This window comes from Curtobacterium sp. YR515 (assembly GCF_900113095.1).
Classification (GTDB): domain Bacteria; phylum Actinomycetota; class Actinomycetes; order Actinomycetales; family Microbacteriaceae; genus Curtobacterium.
Genome location: NZ_FOOD01000004.1, coordinates 538993 through 555792 on the forward strand (window position 1 = coordinate 538993; position 16800 = coordinate 555792).

Here is a 16800-nt window from a genome sequence, read left to right on the forward strand (position 1 = left end):
ACGAGGTCCGTCGGCGGAGGGAGCCACCGTGTTCGACCAGATCACCCCGCTCGTCGTCGAGCTGGCGGCCAGCCCGCTCGTCTTCGTCGTCCTCTTCGCGCTCTGCCTGGTGGACGGCTTCTTCCCACCCGTGCCGAGCGAGGCCGCCCTCGTCGCGGTCGCCGCCATCGCCGCGACCTCCGGCCAGCCGGTCCTCGCCGGGGTCCTCGCGGCCGCCGCACTCGGGGCGGTCGCCGGGGACTCCGTCGCCTACTGGATCGGCCGTCGGATCGGACTCGGACGCCTCGCGCGGTCCCGGCGTCCGAGGATCGCCGCGGCGTTCGCGTTCGCCGAGCGCCAGATGCGACGGCGGTCCGCGAGCCTCATCCTCGTCGGTCGGTACATCCCCGTCGGACGAGTCGCGGTGAACATGACCGCCGGTGCGACCCGGCTCCCCTACCGCCGGTTCCTGGCGATCAGCTCGGTCGCGGGGCTGGCGTGGTCGGCCACGTCGATCGGGATCGCCCTCGCGGCGTCGAGCGTGCTGCACGAGCCGCTCGTCGCAGCACTGGTCTCGATGGTGGTCGCCGCCGGGCTGGGGATCGCCGTCGACCGGGTCATCGGTAGAGTCACCCGGAAGCGGGAGGCCCGAGCAGCCGCCCGGGCGGACGACCGCGCGGACGCCCGGGCAGCGGTCCTCGACGCCGCCCGCACCGCCCCGCACCTCGCCCACTCCGGAGGGACCGCACGACCGTGACCGCCCACGTCCCACCCGCGACGCCGCGCCGACGCCGGCCGTGGTCGACGCGCCGGGAGTGGGCGACCTGGCCCGTCGTCGCCGCCCGGATCGTGCTCGTCGTCGTCGCCGCGACGCTCTTCGCGGTGGCCGCACCCGTGACGGTCGCCGTGTACGACGTGCCCGTCCCGCTCGCGCTGCTCGTGACCGCGGTGCTCTCCGTCTCGCTCGGGCTCGCTCCCGTGCTGCCGCGGACGGCCTCGGTGGTGCACCTGGCGGGGGTGGCGGCCCTCGGGCTCCTCACCGCCGGGTCGCCGGCCGGTCCGTGGCCGCTCCCGGTCACCGCGATCATCGGCGTCGGCGCGCTCCTCGTCGTGCTCGGCGTCCGCACGGACTGGCGACTCACCGCGGCTGTCTGGACCGCGGCGACGGTGCTCACGCTCGGCCTGGTCGCGGTCGTTCCCGGTCGGTGGGACCCGGCCGACGTCTGGGCCGCGACCTTCGTCGTCTCCGCCGGCAGCGACCTCCTCCTCGCCGGGACGGCCGTGGCGATCGGGCAGCGCCGGGCCGTCCGGGTGGAGCTCGCCGAGGCGCGCCGCGACGCCGAACTCGAGCAGGCCCGCCGCCGGTCGGTCGAGGAACGCTCCCGGATCGCCCGCGAACTCCACGACGTCGTGGCGCACAGCATGTCCGTCGTGCACATGCAGGCCGAGTCGGCGCCGTTCCGCGTGGCCGACCTCCCGCCGGCAGCACGTGCCGAGTTCGCGGCGATCGCCGAGACCTCGCGGACGGCGCTCCGCGAGATGCGGCAGCTGCTCGGCACGCTGCGCGGCGACGGCTCGGCCGAACGGGCGCCGCAGCCCCGGCTCGCCGACCTCCCCGCGCTCGTGCAGGCCACGCGGGCCGCCGGGATCCCGGTCGAGCTCCACCTCGACGACGCCGCACCCGACGACGGGGACGACCGGCTGGCACAACTGAGCGCGTACCGGGTCGTGCAGGAGGCCCTCGGGAACGTCGCGCGGCACGCTCCCGGTGCGGTCACGATCGTGACGGTCGCCCGGCGCGGCCCCCTGCTGGCGGTCGAGGTGACCAACGCCGCGCCACCCGCCGGCACCGTCCCCGCCGCTCCCCCGGACGACGGCGGGTTCGGGCTCGCCGGCATGCGGGAGCGCGTGTCGGCACTCGGCGGGACGATCGAGCACGGGCCGCTCCCGGACGGCGGGTTCCGGGTCGCCGTGACCCTGCCCGCCCACCCGAGCACGCCCCCGCCCCTCCACCCGAGCACGCCCCCGCCCGCCCACCCGATTACCGCTCGCCCGAACGCAGGCCCGCCCGACCGAGGAACCCGATGACGCGTGTGATGGTGGTGGACGACCAGCAGATGTTCCGCATGGGACTGCGGGCGATCCTCCAGGCCCAGGACGACGTCGAGGTCGTGGGCGAGGCATCGGACGGCGCCGAAGCGGTCGTCGAGGCGCTGCGGCTCCGACCCGACGTCGTGCTCATGGACGTCCGGATGCCCGAGCTCGACGGGATCGAGGCGACCCGACGGATCACGGCCGCCCCGGCCACGCAGCCGGTCCGGGTCGTCATGCTCACGACGTTCGACATCGACGACTACGTGTTCGACGCCCTCCGTGCCGGGGCGAGCGGGTTCCTGCTCAAGGACGCCAGCGCCGACGAGCTCGTGCAGGCGGTCCGCACGGTCGCGGCGGGTGACTCGTTGCTGGCGCCGCGGGTGACCCGGCACCTCGTCGAGGCGTTCGTCGCGGGCCCGCTCCCGGCGGCACCCCGGACCGAGGTGCTCGAGGTGCTGACCGAACGGGAGCGCGACGTGTTCCTGCTGCTGGCTCGGGGTCGGTCGAACGGGGAGATCGCGGCGGAGCTCTACATCGCCGAGCAGACGGTGAAGACGCACGTCGGCCGGATCCTGGCGAAGCTGCAGCTGCGGGACCGGGTGCACGCGGTGGTACTGGCGTACGAGACCGGCCTGGTGACGCCGGCCCCCTGAGGGACCGGTGCTACCAGGCCGTCTCGACCGAGCCGAGGAGGCTAGCGGACCCGCACCTGCTTCGAGGCCTGCTTGCCCGACTGCACGCCGGTGAAGGTGATCGTCGACTTCCCCGACGTCGCCTTCCACGCCACCGTCGCCGTGCCGTCGATGACGTCCACCGTGTCGAGGTCGGTCGACCCGACGGCGACCCGCACCTGGCGGTCACCGGCGAACCGCGACCCGGTGAGCGTCACGCGCTGGTTCGGACGCGATGCCCCGACGGACAGGTCGATGCGGGCGCCGCGCGACAGTGCTGCGAGGTCGTCGTGCAGCCGGAGCCCGTCGCGGATGGTGGAGAACGTGTCCGTCTGGTCCGACAGCCCGACGACGTTCGCGGCACCCGGGCCGTACGCCGCGATGCGGACCTGCGTGCCGGTGTGCTGCTGCGAGCTGCCCGCGGCGGAGGTGCCGTACGAGACCTTCATCGTGGTGCCGTCGGCGGTGCGGAGCGCCGTGGAGAGCGAGGTCGGCGGCGTGCTGTCGACGATCTGGCTCGAGTGGGCGTGGTTGGCCGTGGCGATGACGAGCGTGTTGCCGTCCTTCTTCGCGAAGGCGAGTGCGGACTGCACGGCCTCGTCGAAGTCGATCGTCTCGCCGATCTGGCCGCAGGCGTCGGCGGCGTGGTCCTGCTTGTCGATGCTCGCGCCCTCGACCTGCAGGAAGAAGCCCTTGCCGGTCTTCGCACGGTCACGGTTCAGCAGGTCGATCGACTTGTTCGTGAGCGACTGCAGCGACAGCCCGGTCGACAGGCGTGCCGGGTTCGTCGTGCACTGCACCGGTGCCTGGTCCGCCCCGCCGACGGTCGCCGTGGTGGGTGCGTACCGGGTCGGGAAGTTGCCCGGGGTGAAGAGCCCGAGGAGCGGCTTCGACTGGTCCGCACGACGGACGGCGGCGAGGCCGTCGGCGTCGGAGACCACCTGGTAGCCGCGCTGCGCGGCCTGGTCGAAGAGCGTCGAGCCCTGCCACTGGCCGGCCTTCGCGGTCTGCTGGAAGCTCGCCGAACCGCCGCCGAGAGTGAGGTCCGGGCGCGTGTTCAGCAGCTGCTCGCTGATCGACCCGAGCCCGCCGTTCTGCAGCGCGTCCGTGCCGCACGACGCCGTGTCCGGGCCGTAGCAGGAGCGGGCGCCGACGTGGGCGACCTGGACCGCCGGGGTGGCGTCCTGGATCTCGGCGGTGGACACGTCGCCGGTGCGGAGGCCGTTCGCCTTCGCGAGCTCGAGGAGCGTCTGCTGCTGCTTCCCGTCGATGTCGACCGAGATCGCGCCGTCGTACGTCTTCGTCCCCGTCGCCCAGGCGCTGCCGGAGGCCGCCGAGTCGGTGACGTAGTCGGGCTTGCCCTTGTCCGCACCGTCCTTGTAGAGGGAGTACGTCGTGTACGAGCCGGTGAGCGGCAGCGCGTCGAGGCCCGGGAGCCGACCGGCCGCGCCGTACTGGTAGTTCCGCGCGATGGTGATCTCGGAGTCGCCCATCCCGTCGCCGATGAGCAGGATGACGTTCTTCGCGCCGGCCCGCTTGATCTCCTGCTGGATCGAACGGGTCTGGTCGCCCTGGTGGCGCTGTGCGCCGCCGTGCTGGTTCAGCGCGAGCTGCCCGACGGCCTCGGCCGCGCCCGGCAGGGCGACGGCGCCGGCGATGAGCGCGGCGCCGAGTGCGAGCGCCGCGCGGCGGCGGCGCTGCGGAGTGTGCTGCATTGGGTGTTCCCCTCGTCTGTGCCCCGAACGGGTGCCATCCGAGGATGGCTGTGCGTGGGTACAGGCGGGTGAACGGGCCCGGTCTGGTCGATGAACAGACGCGGTGACAGCGAGACGGGAGGCGCGGTGCCAGCTGGCACCGCGCCTCCCGTCGGAAGTCGGTCGCGTCTACGCGGCGAGGTGCGCCTGCAGGAACCAGCGGTCCTTGGTCAGGCCGCGCTCGATCTCGATGACGACGTCCTGGCTGTTGAGGTCGACCTCGTCGAGGCCCTCGACGGCGCGGCGGACCTGCAGCAGCGCGGCGTCGATCTCGGCGATGACCTCGGTGATGGTCACGTCGGAGTTCTGGAAGCCCTCGGACAGCGGCGGGATCGTGGTGTTCGCGGCGACCGTGGCGATCCGGGAGTCGACCGGGAGGCCGAGGGCGACGATGCGCTCCGCGGCGAGGTCGGCCCACTCCTGGGCGTGCTCGACGATGGTGTCGAGGAGCTCGTGGACGCCGACGAAGTTGCGGCCGCGGACGTGCCAGTGCGCCTGCTTGCCGTTGACGACGAGCGCCTCGAGGTCGATCACGACGGGGGCGAGGAACTGCGCCACCCCAGCGGCGAGCTCCGGCGTCGTCGAGAACGGGGACGTGGTGGGCGTGGTGCTGGTGGTGTTGGTCATGTCGTTTCCTCCTGCCTCGTGGTCCCACCCGAGTGGGGTGGATCCGATGGTGACAACAGTGCCCGCTTCTCTTGTATGCCGCAAGGAAGCGAAGGCTGACCTCACCCGGTCAGCCGACGAGTGTGTCGAAGCCGGCGTCGGCCAGTTCGATCTGCACGACGGAGCGGGCGCGCTCGACCCAGGGGCTGTCGGCGCAGCCGATCCAGACGCTCGTGCGCGGTTCGCAGTCGGCGACGCACCACTCGGCCGCCCACCCGGTGACGGCGTGCGCGAGGGCCTCGCCGTGGTCGGCGAAGACGAGGGGTGACACCGCGGACGTCCGGGCGCTCCGGAGCAGCCACGTCACCGTGACGCGCGGGGGCGCCGGGAGCGTGCGGACCTGCTCGGCGAGGGCTGCCTCGACGAAGACCTGGCCGTAGGCGTTCTCGGGCAGGTCCTCGAGCATGCGGGTCATCTCGGGAAGGTCGTCGACACTGCCGGCGATGAGGATGCGTTCGCTGGGCTGTCGCCGGGTCCGTGCCATGCGACCACGGTAAGGCAAGCCTTGCCTCATCACAAGGGCGTTGCGGCGGTTCCCCCGATACGCGCAGGTGCCACACCGAGTTCGTGGGCGAGGAAGGTCCACATCCAGGACAGGGCGACCGTGTTCGTCAGGTCCGGCACCCCCTGCGCGATCTGCGTCGCCACCCCGTCGCTGTACGCCGCGAGCTTGAGCGCCACGATCTCGGGCGACTCCGCGGGCGTGAACACCCCCGCCTCGATGCCCCGACGGACGACCCGGACCAGGCAGGCCTCCCACACGCGGATCCGCTCCGCGTACTCCGCCGCGACCTCGGGCCGCCGCACGACCGCCGTCCAGTAGTCCGACCAGATCCGCCAGTGCTGCCGCACCTGCTCGGTGTCCCCGAAGAGCGGTTCCACGAGCATGCGGATGCCGGCGACGGGGTCCGGCTCCGCGTCGACCGCGGCGACGATCGCCCCGTAGAAACGCTCCGTCTCGAGCACGACGACCTCGTTGAGGATCTCCGCGACGCTGCCGAAGTGGTACGTGACGGTCCCGACCGAGACGTCCGCCTCGGCGGCGATGTCCCGCAGCCCCGTCGCCCCGACGCCGTTCCGGACGATCACGGCGCGTGCCGCCTCGACGATCATCGCCCGCCGGACCTCGGGACGCTGCCGGACCCGTGTCTGCTCCGGCCCGCTCACGCCGAGGTCCTCGGCACCTCGTCGACGAACGTGTGCTCGGCGACGAGCACCTCGGCGACGTCGGGACCACCGTCCCGGGCCCAGGCACGCACGGTGTTCCGGACGTGGAAGGCGTCGCCGTCCGCGGTGACCTCGGAGGCGGTCTCGAGCCGTGCGGCCCACTCCGGCTTCGCCAGGCCGATCGACCAGCGGGACGTCGCGCTGGCACTGGTCGGGTCGTCGGACCGGATGCGGTAGGTCTCGCGGGCGTCCTCGCTGAAGACGAGCCCGTCCGGGTACACGCGTCCGCCGCCGTACCCGGGGTCGACGTCGAGCGTCCACTCCCCCGACTCGACGTCGTGCGTGACGGTGCGCTGCGGCAGGACCTCGGTCGGCGCGACCCGTTCGATCGCGAGCGGCTCGGAGCGCTCCGGCTGCTCGAACCGCACGCCGTCGTCGGTGGCGCGTGTCCAGACCGGGAGCTCGACGTGCGAGCCGACGGGGTCGATCGTGACGGTCGGTGCGACGCCGTGCGGCCAGACCCACGGCCAGTACGACGTCGACACGGCGATCCGGAGCCGGTGTCCCGCGGCGAACCGGTGACCGGTCGACACGAGCCGGACGGGCAGCGACGCCGCGGCGCCGGGCTCGAGCGGGTCGCCCCGGTCCATCCCGTCGCGCTTCGCGGCGTTCAGCACACCCCGGGTCACGAGGGTCGACGACCCGTCCGGCGCGACGTCGCACAGGCGTACGGTCACGGTGGCCCGGAGCTGGTCGCTCGTCACGGCGAGGTGGACGAGGACGGTGCCGAGCACGTCGACCGGCTCGTCGAGCGGCAGGTCGAAGCAGACCGAGCGGCCGTCCTCGGCGCGTTGGTCCGGCGGCAGGTCGGTGGCGTTGCCGAACGGGAAGAAGCGTCCGGCGTCGGCACCGGTGTGCTGCGGCGACCGGACGACGACCGCGCCGTCCGCGCCGCCGCGGAACCCGGCGAGGGGAACCGTGCGGGACGCGGTGGCGGACGACGGCCAGGCCTCGGCACCGACCCACCGGCCGCGGCGCGTCTCGTAGTACGTCGCCGGCGGCTCGCCCTCGTTGATCCAGGCCCGGAGCGCGGGCTCCTGCTCGACGCCGGTGTCGACCCCGCGCAGCCAGCGGTCCCACCACCGCAGGGTCTCCTGCAGGAAGCCGATCGACGGCCCGGGTGCGAGGCCCCGGTCGGGGTACTGGTGCGACCACGGTCCGACGATCCCCTTGACCGGGGCGTCCACGTTGGCCACGAGTCGGAGCACGGCGTCGCGGTACGGGTCGGCCCAGCCGCCGACCGCGAGGACCGCGGCGCCGATGTTCCCGTACTCCTCCGCAGCGCTGCCGTGCCGCCAGTAGTCGTCGCGCTCCTGGTGGGACAGCCACACGGGCGTCATCGGGCGGTTCGCATCGAGGCGGTCACGCCATCGGTCGACCCAGCCGGAGCCGACCACCTCGGGCCGCGGCGGCCGCGAGTTGAACGCGAACATCGTCGCACCCCACGCCGCCATGTCGATCCCGAGCACCGCACCGCCGACGTAGTGCACGTCGTTGTCGTACCGGTCGTCGGTCGAGCACACCGTCACGATCGCCTTGAGGGCCTCAGGTGCCCGGGCCGCGAGCTGCAGCGCGTTGAACCCGCCCCACGAGATGCCGAACATCCCGACGGCGCCCGTCGACCACTCCTGTGCGGCGAGCCAGGCGATCACGGCCTCGCCGTCGCGGAGTTCCTGCTCGCTGTACTCGTCGTCGAAGAACCCGTCCGACGAGCCGGTCCCGCGGATGTCCACCCGCACCGAGGCGTACCCGTGCTGCGCATACCAGGGGTGCCGCTCGGAGTCCCGCGGCGCGGTCCAGTCGTCGAGCCGGTAGGGCAGGTACTCGAGCAGCACCGGCACGGGGCCGTCGGGTGCCGCCGGGGACCAGATCCTCGTGTGCAACCGGACGCCGTCGGACATCGGGATCCACTCGTCGCGGACGGTCACACCGTCGGGCAGGGCCGGGTCCACCCCGAGTGCGGTGAAGCCGGTCATGCGTCCTCCCAGTTCCGGGTCAGGTGTCCGTCGCCGCGGTCGGTCCACCCCGGAGCCTCGCGCCACCGCGGCACGCCGTCGCCGACGTCGGGCAGCTCGGTGCTGCCGGGTTCGAGCGTCGCCGCGAGGAGCGTCGCCGTGTACGGGTGGTTCGGGCCGCCGAACACGGCCTCGGTCGGGCCGATCTCGACGATGCGCCCGCCGGTCATCACGGCGACGCGATCGGCCACACCCCGCACCACCGCGAGGTCGTGGCTGATGAACAGGCAACTCAGCCCGCGCTCGCGCTGCAGGTCGGCGAGCAGCGCGAGGATCCCCGCCTGCACCTGCACGTCGAGCGCGGTCGTGATCTCGTCGGCGATGACCAGGCGCGGCTCGGCGGCGAGGGCCCGGGCGATCCCGACACGCTGCCGCTGCCCGCCGGAGAGCTGCGCCGGCAGCCGGTCAGCGAACTCCGGCCCGAGGCCGACCTGGGAGAGCAGTTCCCCGACCCGATCGCGCGACGAGGAACCGGTGAACAGCTTCAGCGGCCGCGCGATGGCGGCCCCGACGGTCCGGCGGGGGTTCAGCGAGGTGTCGGCGTTCTGGAACACGAGCTGCACCGCACGACGGAGGTCCGGGGACCGTCCGGCGATCGGCTCGCGCAGGTCCCCGCTCACGGTCCCGTCGTCGAACGAGAACGTGCCCGACTCGGCCGGGACCAGACCGGCCAGGGCCGTCGCGAGCGTCGACTTGCCGCTGCCGGACTCCCCCACGACGGCGAGCGTCTCGCGCGGCGCGATCGTGAACGAGACGCCGTCGACGGCGGCCGGCAGGCCGCGTCCGTAGCGGATCACCAGGTCCTCGGCGGTCACCACGGGGCGGACGAGCGGTTCTGGGCCCACGCCGCCGGTTCCGGCGCGACGCGCCAGCGGCGGGCCGGCCGTGCCGGTGGGGAGACCAACGGTCCGGCCGGCCCTGGAGGCGACCGTGGACGAGACGGTCGCCGTCTCGGACACGTGGTCCGTTCCTCCTGGCCGGCGCCCGTCCGGCACCGCGGCCAGCAGGGCACGCGTGTACTCGTGCTGCGGGGCGGCGAAGAGCGCCGCCGTCTCGGCGTGCTCGACGACCTCGCCGTCGCGCATCACGGCGATCTCGTCGGCCATCGCGGACACGACGCCGAGGTCGTGGCTGACGAGCAGGACGGCCATCCCGAGCTCGCGGCCGAGGTCGGCGACGAGGTCGAGCACGGCGGCCTGCGTGACCACGTCGAGGGCGGTGGTGGGTTCGTCGAGGACGAGCACGCGGGGGCGCGCGGCGACGGCCATCGCGATCGCGACGCGCTGCTGCTGCCCGCCGGAGAGCTGGTGCGGGTACCGGCGGACGATCGTCTCCGGCGACGGCAGCCGCACGAGCCGGACGAGCTCGAGCACGCGCTCGGGGCCGTCGGGCTCGCCGTGGGCGCGGAGGGCCTCGCGGATCTGCTCGCCGACGGGCATCGACGGCGTGAGTGCCTGTCCGGCGTTCTGCGCGACCACCGACGCGGTGCCGCCACGGAGCGCCCGTCGGCCGGCCGGCGAGAGGGCGAAGACGTCCTCGCCGTCGACGTGCACGGTGCCGTGCTCGACGCGCGACCCGGTCCGGAGGTGCGCGAGCAGGGTGCGGGCGACGGTGGACTTGCCGCTGCCGGACTCGCCGACGAGCCCGAGGGTGCGGCCCGCCTCGATGGCGAACGAGACGCCGCGGACGACCGGCACGGAGCGCTTGCCGGCGGCGTACGAGATCGCGAGGCGGTCGACCTGGACGATGCTCACGCGCTGACTCCCTTCGTCGCGCGGTCGACACCGAGCGACTTGCTCAGCCCGTCGGCCGCGAGGTTGAGGCCGACCACCAGGGTCGCGAGCGCCACGATGGGCGCGAGCGTGCCGAGGGGCACGACCGTGAGGGCGGTCCGGTTCTCCTGGACCATGAGCCCCCAGTCGGGTGTCGGCGGGTTCGCACCGAAGCCGAGGAACGACAGCGACGCCACGAGCAGCACGATCCAGGAGGCGCGCATCGCGTACTCGACGAGGACCACGTCGAGGACGTTCGGCAGGATCTCGCGGAACACGATGGACAGGGAGCGTTCGCCCCGGGCGCGCGCGGCCGTGACGTAGTCCTGCGTGATCACCGTCCGGGCCGCGCCGCGCACCACCCGGGTCACGGCGGGCGCGTAGACGATCGTCACGGCGAGGACGATCACCCAGAGCCCGGCGTCGAACACCGTGACGACGACGAGGAGCGCGAGGATCGACGGCACGCTGAGCAGGGCGTCCACGATCCGCATGACGACCTCGTCGAACCAGTTGTCGGCGTACGCGGTGACGCAGCCGAGGACGGTCCCGACCGCCACGGCGATCGTCGTCGCGAGGAAGGTCACGAGCAGGGCGTAGCGGCCGCCGTTGAGCGTCCGGGACAGGATGTCGCGGCCGTACTGGTCGGTGCCGAGCCAGTGCGTCCACGTCGGGCCGGCGAGCACGTCGGCGGAGTTCGTCGCGACCGGGTCGTGGCCGGCGATGACGGGGGCGAGGACGGCGAGCACGAGGTGCAGCGCGATCAGGCCGAGGCCGATGGCCAGCGCGGTGGAGCTGCGCAGGGGGGCGACGGCTGCGCCGATGACGTTCCGGGAACGCGGGGCGATGGCGGTCATGCTGCTGCCTTCCGGGTGGGGCGTGTGCCGGTGCGGCTGCGGGTGCGCGCCCGTCGCTGTCGTGTTCGGAGCTTCGGGTCGAGCACCAGCGCGACGAGGTCGGCCGCGAGGTTGCACACGACGTAGACGAGGGCGCTGAGGAGCGCGATCGCCTCGATCGTCGGCAGGTCGCGGTTGAAGACGGACTCGAGCATGAGCTTGCCCATGCCCGGGTAGTTGAAGACGTTCTCCACGACGACCACCCCACCGAGCAGCCAGGCCACGTTGAGCGCGACGACGTTGAGCGTCGGCAGGAGCGCGCTCGGGACCGCGTGCTTCCAGACGACCCGGCGCATCGTCAGGCCCTTCAGCTCCGCGGTGGTCACGAACTCGGACGCCATCACGTCGATCGTCGAGGAACGGGCGGTCCGGACGATGTACGCGGCCATCGCCAGGGTCAGCACGATGATCGGCAGCCAGATCGTCGGCAGGAGCTCGCCGACCGTGGCGTCGCTACCGCGCAGGACGACGGCGGGGAAGAGCGGCAGCCCGATCGCGAAGAGCAGCACGAGCACGGTGGCGACCATGAACTCCGGCACGCTCATCACGACGAGGCTGACGATCGAGATCACCCGGTCGGACGCACGGCCGCGGCGGACCCCGGCGATGACGCCGAGCGCGAGGGACAGTGTGACGCCCACGACCATCGCGGGGACGGCGATGAGCATGCTGTTGCGGAACGCCGTGAACAGCGTCGGGGCGACCGGCTCCCCGCTGACCAGCGAGGTGCCGAAGTCGCCGTGCACCGCTCCGGCGAGCCACTGCAGGTACCGGAGCCAGACGTTCTGGTCGAGGCCGAGCGACTCCCGGAGCTGCTTGACGGCGTCGGGTGTGGCGTTCTGCCCGAGCAGCTGCTGCGCGACGTCGCCGGGCAGCGCCTGCACGGCGAGGAACACGAACAGCGACGCGAGCACCACCGTGAGCACGGCGATGCCGAGCCGACGGAGGACGGGGACGAGGACGTCCGAGGGCTTGCTCGTGGTCGTCGTCATCGTCGCAGTCCGATCCGGAGGTAGTCGAACTCGAAGCCGTACTCCGAGTAGTTCACGACGTCGCGGGACAGCCCGACCAGGCGGTCGCCGAACATCGGGGTCATGTCCGCGCCGTCCTCGACCACGAGCCGCTGGGCGTCCTGGTACAGGGTCAGTCGCTTCGCGTCGTCCATCTCGGCGCGGGCGTCGTCGAGCAGCCCGTCGAACCGCTCGTTGGACCACGCGCTCTCGTTGTACGACGAGCCGGACCGGAAGATCTGGTTGAGCAGCTGGTCGATCGGACGGCCGGTGAACCAGTAGCTCACCATGAGCGGCTTCTGCATCCAGATCTGCGTGTAGTACGAGTCCGAGCTGGCGTTCTTCACCGTCAGGCGGATGCCCGCGTCCGCGACGGCGTCGCGGTAGGCGACGGCCATCGGGGTGAAGACCGACTCGTAGCTCGACGTGTAGATCGACGCGCGGAGGTCTGACCGACCGGCGGCCTTGAGCAGCGCCTTCGCCTTGTCGGGGTCGTACTCGCGGTGGTCGTCCACGAAGGCGGCGAGCTGCGGCGGCACGGGGTTGTCCCAGCCCGGCGACCCGGTGCCCTGCAGGGCGGTGTCGACGATCGTGCGCGGGTCGTAGGCGAGCTTCATCGCCTGGCGGACCCGCGGGTCGCGGAACTCCTCGGAGGTGGCGAGCATCGGGATCGTGTACCACTGCGCGTTCTTCGAGCGGGCGATGGTCGCACGATCGGAGGCGGCGACGACCCGAGCCGTCGCGAAGTCGAGGTTCGTCTGCGAGATGAGGTCGATCTGCCCCGCGAGCAGGGCGTTCACCCGGGCGGTGGTGTCCTGGATCGAGTAGAAGTCGATGCCGTCCAACGCGGGGCGGCCGGCGAAGTGGTCGTCGAACGCCTCGACGCTGCCGGCACCCGCCGGAGTGAAGGACGACAGGCGGAACGGCCCGGTGCCGATGCCCGTCCGGCCGATGTCGGCGATCGCCCCGGCCGGCACGATGTAGCACTGGTACGCGGTGAGCAGCGACGGGAACTCCGCGTTCGGCTTCGTGAGGGCGAACCGCAGCGTGTACGGGTCGACGGCCGTCATCGAGCGGGCGTCCATCACCTCGCCGAGCACCCCGGCCTGCGGGCTGCCGGTCTTCTCGTCGAGGATGTGCCGGATGCTCGCGATCGCGTCGTCGGCCGAGAAGCGCGACCCGTCGTGGAAGCGCACGCCCCGGCGGAGGCGGAAGGTCCACTCGGTGCCGTCCTGGTTCGCCGACCACTCCTCGGCGAGGTCGGGCACGGTCCGGCCCTGCTGGTCGAGCTTGACGAGCCGGTTGTAGAGCGCGCCGAGGTACTCGTACGCCGACAGGGAGCTCGCCGAGTCGAGGGTCTCGGCGGCCGACGCGGCGGGTCGGGCGATCCGGAGTCGACCGCCGCTCCGGGCGGTGCCGGTGGCGGCGGCCTCGGGAAGGTCGGTGGTGCCGGCCGAGGCGCCGGAGCTGCACCCGGTGAGCGTCAGCAGGCCGAGGCCGGCGAGTCCTGCGGCGCCGGTGAGGAGCGCACGACGGCTCGGGCCGCGGGCGTTCCGGGGTTCGGGGACGATGGGCTGCATTCGGGGTGACCCCTCCTGGTAATCGTTCCGGTGAACGATAGAGGGCGGATCGTCCCCGGCCAAGCCCGACGCGACGGACGCCGGCTGTCTGCATGGGGCCCCGATCCGCACGGTGACCGCGATCGAGCGGTCTCCCGCAGCCGCACCAGAGGCACGGGAACGTTTACCAACCCGTTACACGAGCGCCTGTGCGAGGCGGGATGATCGACCAGAGCGGCGCCCGCGTGGTCGCCGGACACGCGACCGAGGAGCACCGATGGCGACGTTCACCCGAGGCTTCGGCGGTCGCCGTGACGACCGCGACGACCCGCGCATCCCACCGGGTCAGACGCTCGTCCGCGACTGGCCCGTGCTGTCGGCCGGCGCCACCCCCGAGATCGAACCGTCCGACTGGAGCTTCTCGATCCGCACCGAGTCCGGCCTGCACAGCTGGACCTGGGACGAGGTGCAGGCGCTCGGCGTCGAGGACGTCACCGTCGACATCCACTGCGTGACGCACTGGACGAAGCTCGACATGCCGTGGCGCGGTGTCCCGTTCGACCGGCTGTTCGCCGACGTCGAGACCTCGCTGGACTACTGCATGGTGCACAGCTTCGGCGGCTACACGACGAACGTGCCGCTCGACGAGCTCCTCGACGGGCAGGCGTGGATCGCGTTCGAGGCCGACGGCGAACCGCTCACCCCCGAGCACGGCGGTCCCGCACGCCTGCTGGTCCCGCACCTGTACTTCTGGAAGAGCGCGAAGTGGGTGCGCGGCATCGTCATGCAGTCCGACGACGAACCCGGCTTCTGGGAGAACGCGGGCTACAACCTGCACGGCGACCCGTGGAAGGAAGAGCGGTACTGGTGAGCGCGGTGGAGGGCCTGGAGGAACGGATCACCCCGCCGACGTCGGCTGCCCTCCGGCGGCGGCCGGCCTGGCACGCAGCGACGATCGCCGCGGTCTCCCCCGAGACCCCGAACGCCAGGCGGATCGTCCTGGACGTCCCGACCTGGCCGGGCAACGACCCCGGCCAGCACCTCGACCTGCGCCTCACCGCCGAGGACGGCTACCAGGCGTCCCGCTCCTACTCGATCGCCTCGTCCGGCGCGACGACGTCGGTCGTGCTCGCGGTCGACCGGGTCGAGGACGGCGAGGTCTCGCCCTTCCTGGTGGACGCCGTCGAGGTCGGGGACGCACTCGAGGTGCACGGACCGCTCGGCGGGTGGTTCGTCTGGCGCCCGGGCGTGTCGGAGCGGCCCGTGCAGCTCATCGCCGGCGGTTCGGGGATCGTCCCGCTCGCCGCGATCGCGAGCGCGCACGCCGACGCCGGTGACGCCGCACCGTTCCGGCTCCTCTACGCCGTGCGCACGCCGGAGGACGTGTTCTTCCGCACCGAGCTCGCCCGTGCCGAGGCCGCCGGGGTCGACATCACCGTCGTGTACAGCCGCCGTGCCCCGGACGGTGCCGCGGTCCCGGCCGGCCGACTCACCCGGGACGCCCTGGCCGCAGCGGTGTTCCCGCCGGACGCCGGGGCCCTCGTCTACGTCTGCGGGTCGACGCCGTTCGTCGAACAGGTGCTGACGTGGCTCGGCGAGCTCGGGCACGACACGAGCGACGTCCGCGCCGAGCGGTTCGGAGGCAGCGCATGACCGTGCTCGACGGCAACGCGTTGGCCGGGCTGCTCATCGGGTTCCTCGGCTCGGACCCCACGGTGGCCGCGCTCCGGTGCTCGGGGTGCAGGACGGTCGGGGCGCTCGCGGGCACCCGGGTGCACGCCAGCCCGATGGGCTTCGTCGCGCGGTGCCCACACTGCGACGATGTGCTCGTCACGGTCGTCGATGCTCCGGGCGGACCGTGGGTCGGCATCCCTGGTGCACGGGTCGCGCTCGACGCCGACTGAGAACGTCCGTCCGGGCGGAGTGCAAACGACACGCCGAGCACGTGCGAGGGGATGCGGGATCCGTGCGGGAAACCGCACGGTCCGGGATCCGACCCATCCGGACGGGGCGCCGCTCCGGATCATCCGATGGGCGCCGACCGGACCACCCATCCGCCGGCGCTCGAGAGGGCACGGTGGCCCGCGCGTCCGAGGGGCGCGGGCACCCGAAGCCTGCGCCCCACGGACCGGATCCGGCCACCAGCCCGGACGACGAAGGCCCCGGTCGAGTGACCGGGGCCTTCGCAGTTCCGAGCGGATGACGAGATTCGAACTCGCGACCCTCACCTTGGCAAGGTGATGCGCTACCACTGCGCCACATCCGCGTACACGAGAACACTACCAGGCCGAGGGAGTTCGATCACACCATGAGCTACGTGCACGACAACCCCGGCGGTACCGAGGCCCACGGTGTCGACCTCGTCGACGGCGACGAACCAGCGGCGCGGATCCTCGTGCACGGCGACCTGCCGACGACGATCGAGCACGAGGGTCGGACCTGGCTGTCCTCCGGCGAGAGCCACGACGACGGTGACGACCAGGCGCCCCCGATCGCGATCTACCGGCCGGTCCAGCAGCCCTGACCCTCCTGGCTGGGAGCCTGCACATCCGGTGGCCCCACACTGACGGCACGGTGTCACCAGGGTGGACCGCGGAACCCCTCGGTCACCCTGGGGAACCCCCGAGGGAGACCCCATGACGAACCCATCCGAGGCGGCCACGACACCCCTCGCACTCACGAGCGTGGTGGCCTCCGGGCTCCCCAGCGAACTCGGCAGCCCCGTGGCGGCGAAGTACTACGACGTCCCGGCCGTGTTCAACCGTCGACCAGACGCCACCGAGACCACGGCGCTGCGCGGTGCCGACGGACACGCCCGGCTCGCCGCAGCCGGGTACCCCGACGTGACACTCGACGTCCAGGACCGCCGCCTGGTGATCGGGCACACGAACCTCGGGCAGCTCGAACGCGGCCTCGCCACCGCCGTCGCGACGATCGTCGACACCGTCAGTCGCGCCTCGCTGGCCGAGAAGGAGCTCGCGCGGGACGCCGCACGGGCCGACTTCGACGACCGGACGGCCCGGGCGCAGGACGTGACGCGGGCAGCGGAACGCATCCGCTTCGTCCCGGAGGCAGCGCAGGTGCACTAGGGTCTCGGAAAACGGACAATGCATCGACGGCCGGATGGACCGTGCGACGGATCGCACGACGGCGGACG

Annotated in this window: 17 protein-coding genes and 1 tRNA gene; 8 read left to right on the forward strand and 10 right to left on the reverse strand. The window is 72.7% G+C overall.

Annotated features, from left to right (window positions below; genetic code table 11):
• Positions 1-28: 28 nt before the first annotated feature.
• Genes BM028_RS13845 through BM028_RS13855 form a run of 3 tightly spaced genes read left to right on the forward strand, consistent with a single transcriptional unit; the run spans position 29 to position 2726 of the window.
• Positions 29-736: a DedA family protein gene (locus tag BM028_RS13845; RefSeq protein WP_092387179.1), complete on the forward strand. Its 708-nt coding sequence runs from the start codon at positions 29-31 to the stop codon at positions 734-736.
• Positions 733-2067, forward strand: coding sequence for a sensor histidine kinase (locus BM028_RS13850; RefSeq protein ID WP_092387181.1), 1335 nt, complete (start codon positions 733-735; stop codon positions 2065-2067). Before BM028_RS13845 ends, BM028_RS13850 begins: the two co-directional genes overlap by 4 nt.
• A complete protein-coding gene (locus BM028_RS13855; protein WP_071294651.1) occupies positions 2064-2726 on the forward strand; it encodes a response regulator in 663 nt (220 codons plus the stop codon). The genes BM028_RS13850 and BM028_RS13855 overlap by 4 nt, the downstream gene beginning before the upstream one ends.
• 41 nt (positions 2727-2767) lie before the next feature.
• Here BM028_RS13855 and phoA read toward each other — a convergent pair whose 3' ends face one another.
• From phoA to BM028_RS13900, 9 genes are all read right to left on the reverse strand, one after another.
• Positions 2768-4459, reverse strand: a complete 1692-nt coding sequence (gene phoA, locus BM028_RS13860; protein ID WP_092387183.1) for an alkaline phosphatase — start codon at positions 4457-4459, stop codon at positions 2768-2770.
• A gap of 168 nt (positions 4460-4627) precedes the next feature.
• A complete protein-coding gene (locus BM028_RS13865) occupies positions 4628-5125 on the reverse strand; it encodes a Dps family protein (RefSeq protein ID WP_070418937.1) in 498 nt (165 codons plus the stop codon).
• Positions 5126-5234: 109 nt separating this feature from the next.
• A complete protein-coding gene (locus BM028_RS13870) occupies positions 5235-5648 on the reverse strand; it encodes an SIP domain-containing protein (protein ID WP_071301600.1) in 414 nt (137 codons plus the stop codon).
• Between the two features lie 29 nt (positions 5649-5677).
• Positions 5678-6331 (reverse strand): TetR/AcrR family transcriptional regulator, encoded by a 654-nt coding sequence (locus BM028_RS13875; RefSeq protein ID WP_254789585.1) that lies wholly within the window; start codon positions 6329-6331, stop codon positions 5678-5680.
• Positions 6328-8367 (reverse strand): CocE/NonD family hydrolase, encoded by a 2040-nt coding sequence (locus BM028_RS13880; RefSeq protein ID WP_092387187.1) that lies wholly within the window; start codon positions 8365-8367, stop codon positions 6328-6330. The genes BM028_RS13875 and BM028_RS13880 overlap by 4 nt, the downstream gene beginning before the upstream one ends.
• Positions 8364-10160, reverse strand: a complete 1797-nt coding sequence (locus BM028_RS13885) for a dipeptide ABC transporter ATP-binding protein (protein WP_092387189.1) — start codon at positions 10158-10160, stop codon at positions 8364-8366. The genes BM028_RS13880 and BM028_RS13885 overlap by 4 nt, the downstream gene beginning before the upstream one ends.
• Positions 10157-11035, reverse strand: a complete 879-nt coding sequence (locus BM028_RS13890; RefSeq protein WP_071294646.1) for an ABC transporter permease — start codon at positions 11033-11035, stop codon at positions 10157-10159. Before BM028_RS13890 ends, BM028_RS13885 begins: the two co-directional genes overlap by 4 nt.
• Positions 11032-12066, reverse strand: a complete 1035-nt coding sequence (locus BM028_RS13895; RefSeq protein WP_071294645.1) for an ABC transporter permease — start codon at positions 12064-12066, stop codon at positions 11032-11034. Before BM028_RS13895 ends, BM028_RS13890 begins: the two co-directional genes overlap by 4 nt.
• On the reverse strand, positions 12063-13664 hold the full coding sequence (locus BM028_RS13900; RefSeq protein WP_070418931.1) for an ABC transporter substrate-binding protein: 1602 nt from the start codon (positions 13662-13664) through the stop codon (positions 12063-12065). Before BM028_RS13900 ends, BM028_RS13895 begins: the two co-directional genes overlap by 4 nt.
• Positions 13665-13920: 256 nt before the next feature.
• Between BM028_RS13900 and BM028_RS13905 the strand changes: the two genes are divergently transcribed.
• Genes BM028_RS13905 through BM028_RS13915 form a run of 3 tightly spaced genes read left to right on the forward strand, consistent with a single transcriptional unit; the run spans position 13921 to position 15547 of the window.
• On the forward strand, positions 13921-14514 hold the full coding sequence (locus tag BM028_RS13905) for a molybdopterin-dependent oxidoreductase (protein ID WP_092387191.1): 594 nt from the start codon (positions 13921-13923) through the stop codon (positions 14512-14514).
• Positions 14511-15296 carry an FAD-binding oxidoreductase gene (locus tag BM028_RS13910; RefSeq protein WP_254789587.1) on the forward strand — a complete coding sequence of 262 codons (786 nt, stop codon included), beginning with the start codon at positions 14511-14513 and terminating at the stop codon, positions 15294-15296. The genes BM028_RS13905 and BM028_RS13910 overlap by 4 nt, the downstream gene beginning before the upstream one ends.
• On the forward strand, positions 15293-15547 hold the full coding sequence (locus BM028_RS13915; protein WP_070418929.1) for a DUF6510 family protein: 255 nt from the start codon (positions 15293-15295) through the stop codon (positions 15545-15547). Before BM028_RS13910 ends, BM028_RS13915 begins: the two co-directional genes overlap by 4 nt.
• A gap of 290 nt (positions 15548-15837) precedes the next feature.
• On the opposite strand, the gene BM028_RS13920 is transcribed toward BM028_RS13915, so the two are convergent.
• A tRNA-Gly gene (locus BM028_RS13920) sits at positions 15838-15909 on the reverse strand.
• A gap of 42 nt (positions 15910-15951) precedes the next feature.
• On the opposite strand from BM028_RS13920, the gene BM028_RS13925 reads away from it, so the two are divergent.
• A complete protein-coding gene (locus tag BM028_RS13925; RefSeq protein WP_092387193.1) occupies positions 15952-16167 on the forward strand; it encodes a hypothetical protein in 216 nt (71 codons plus the stop codon).
• Positions 16168-16279: 112 nt separating this feature from the next.
• Complete coding sequence (locus tag BM028_RS13930) at positions 16280-16732, forward strand: hypothetical protein (RefSeq protein WP_092387195.1); 453 nt, start codon at positions 16280-16282, stop codon at positions 16730-16732.
• Positions 16733-16800 lie beyond the last annotated feature (68 nt).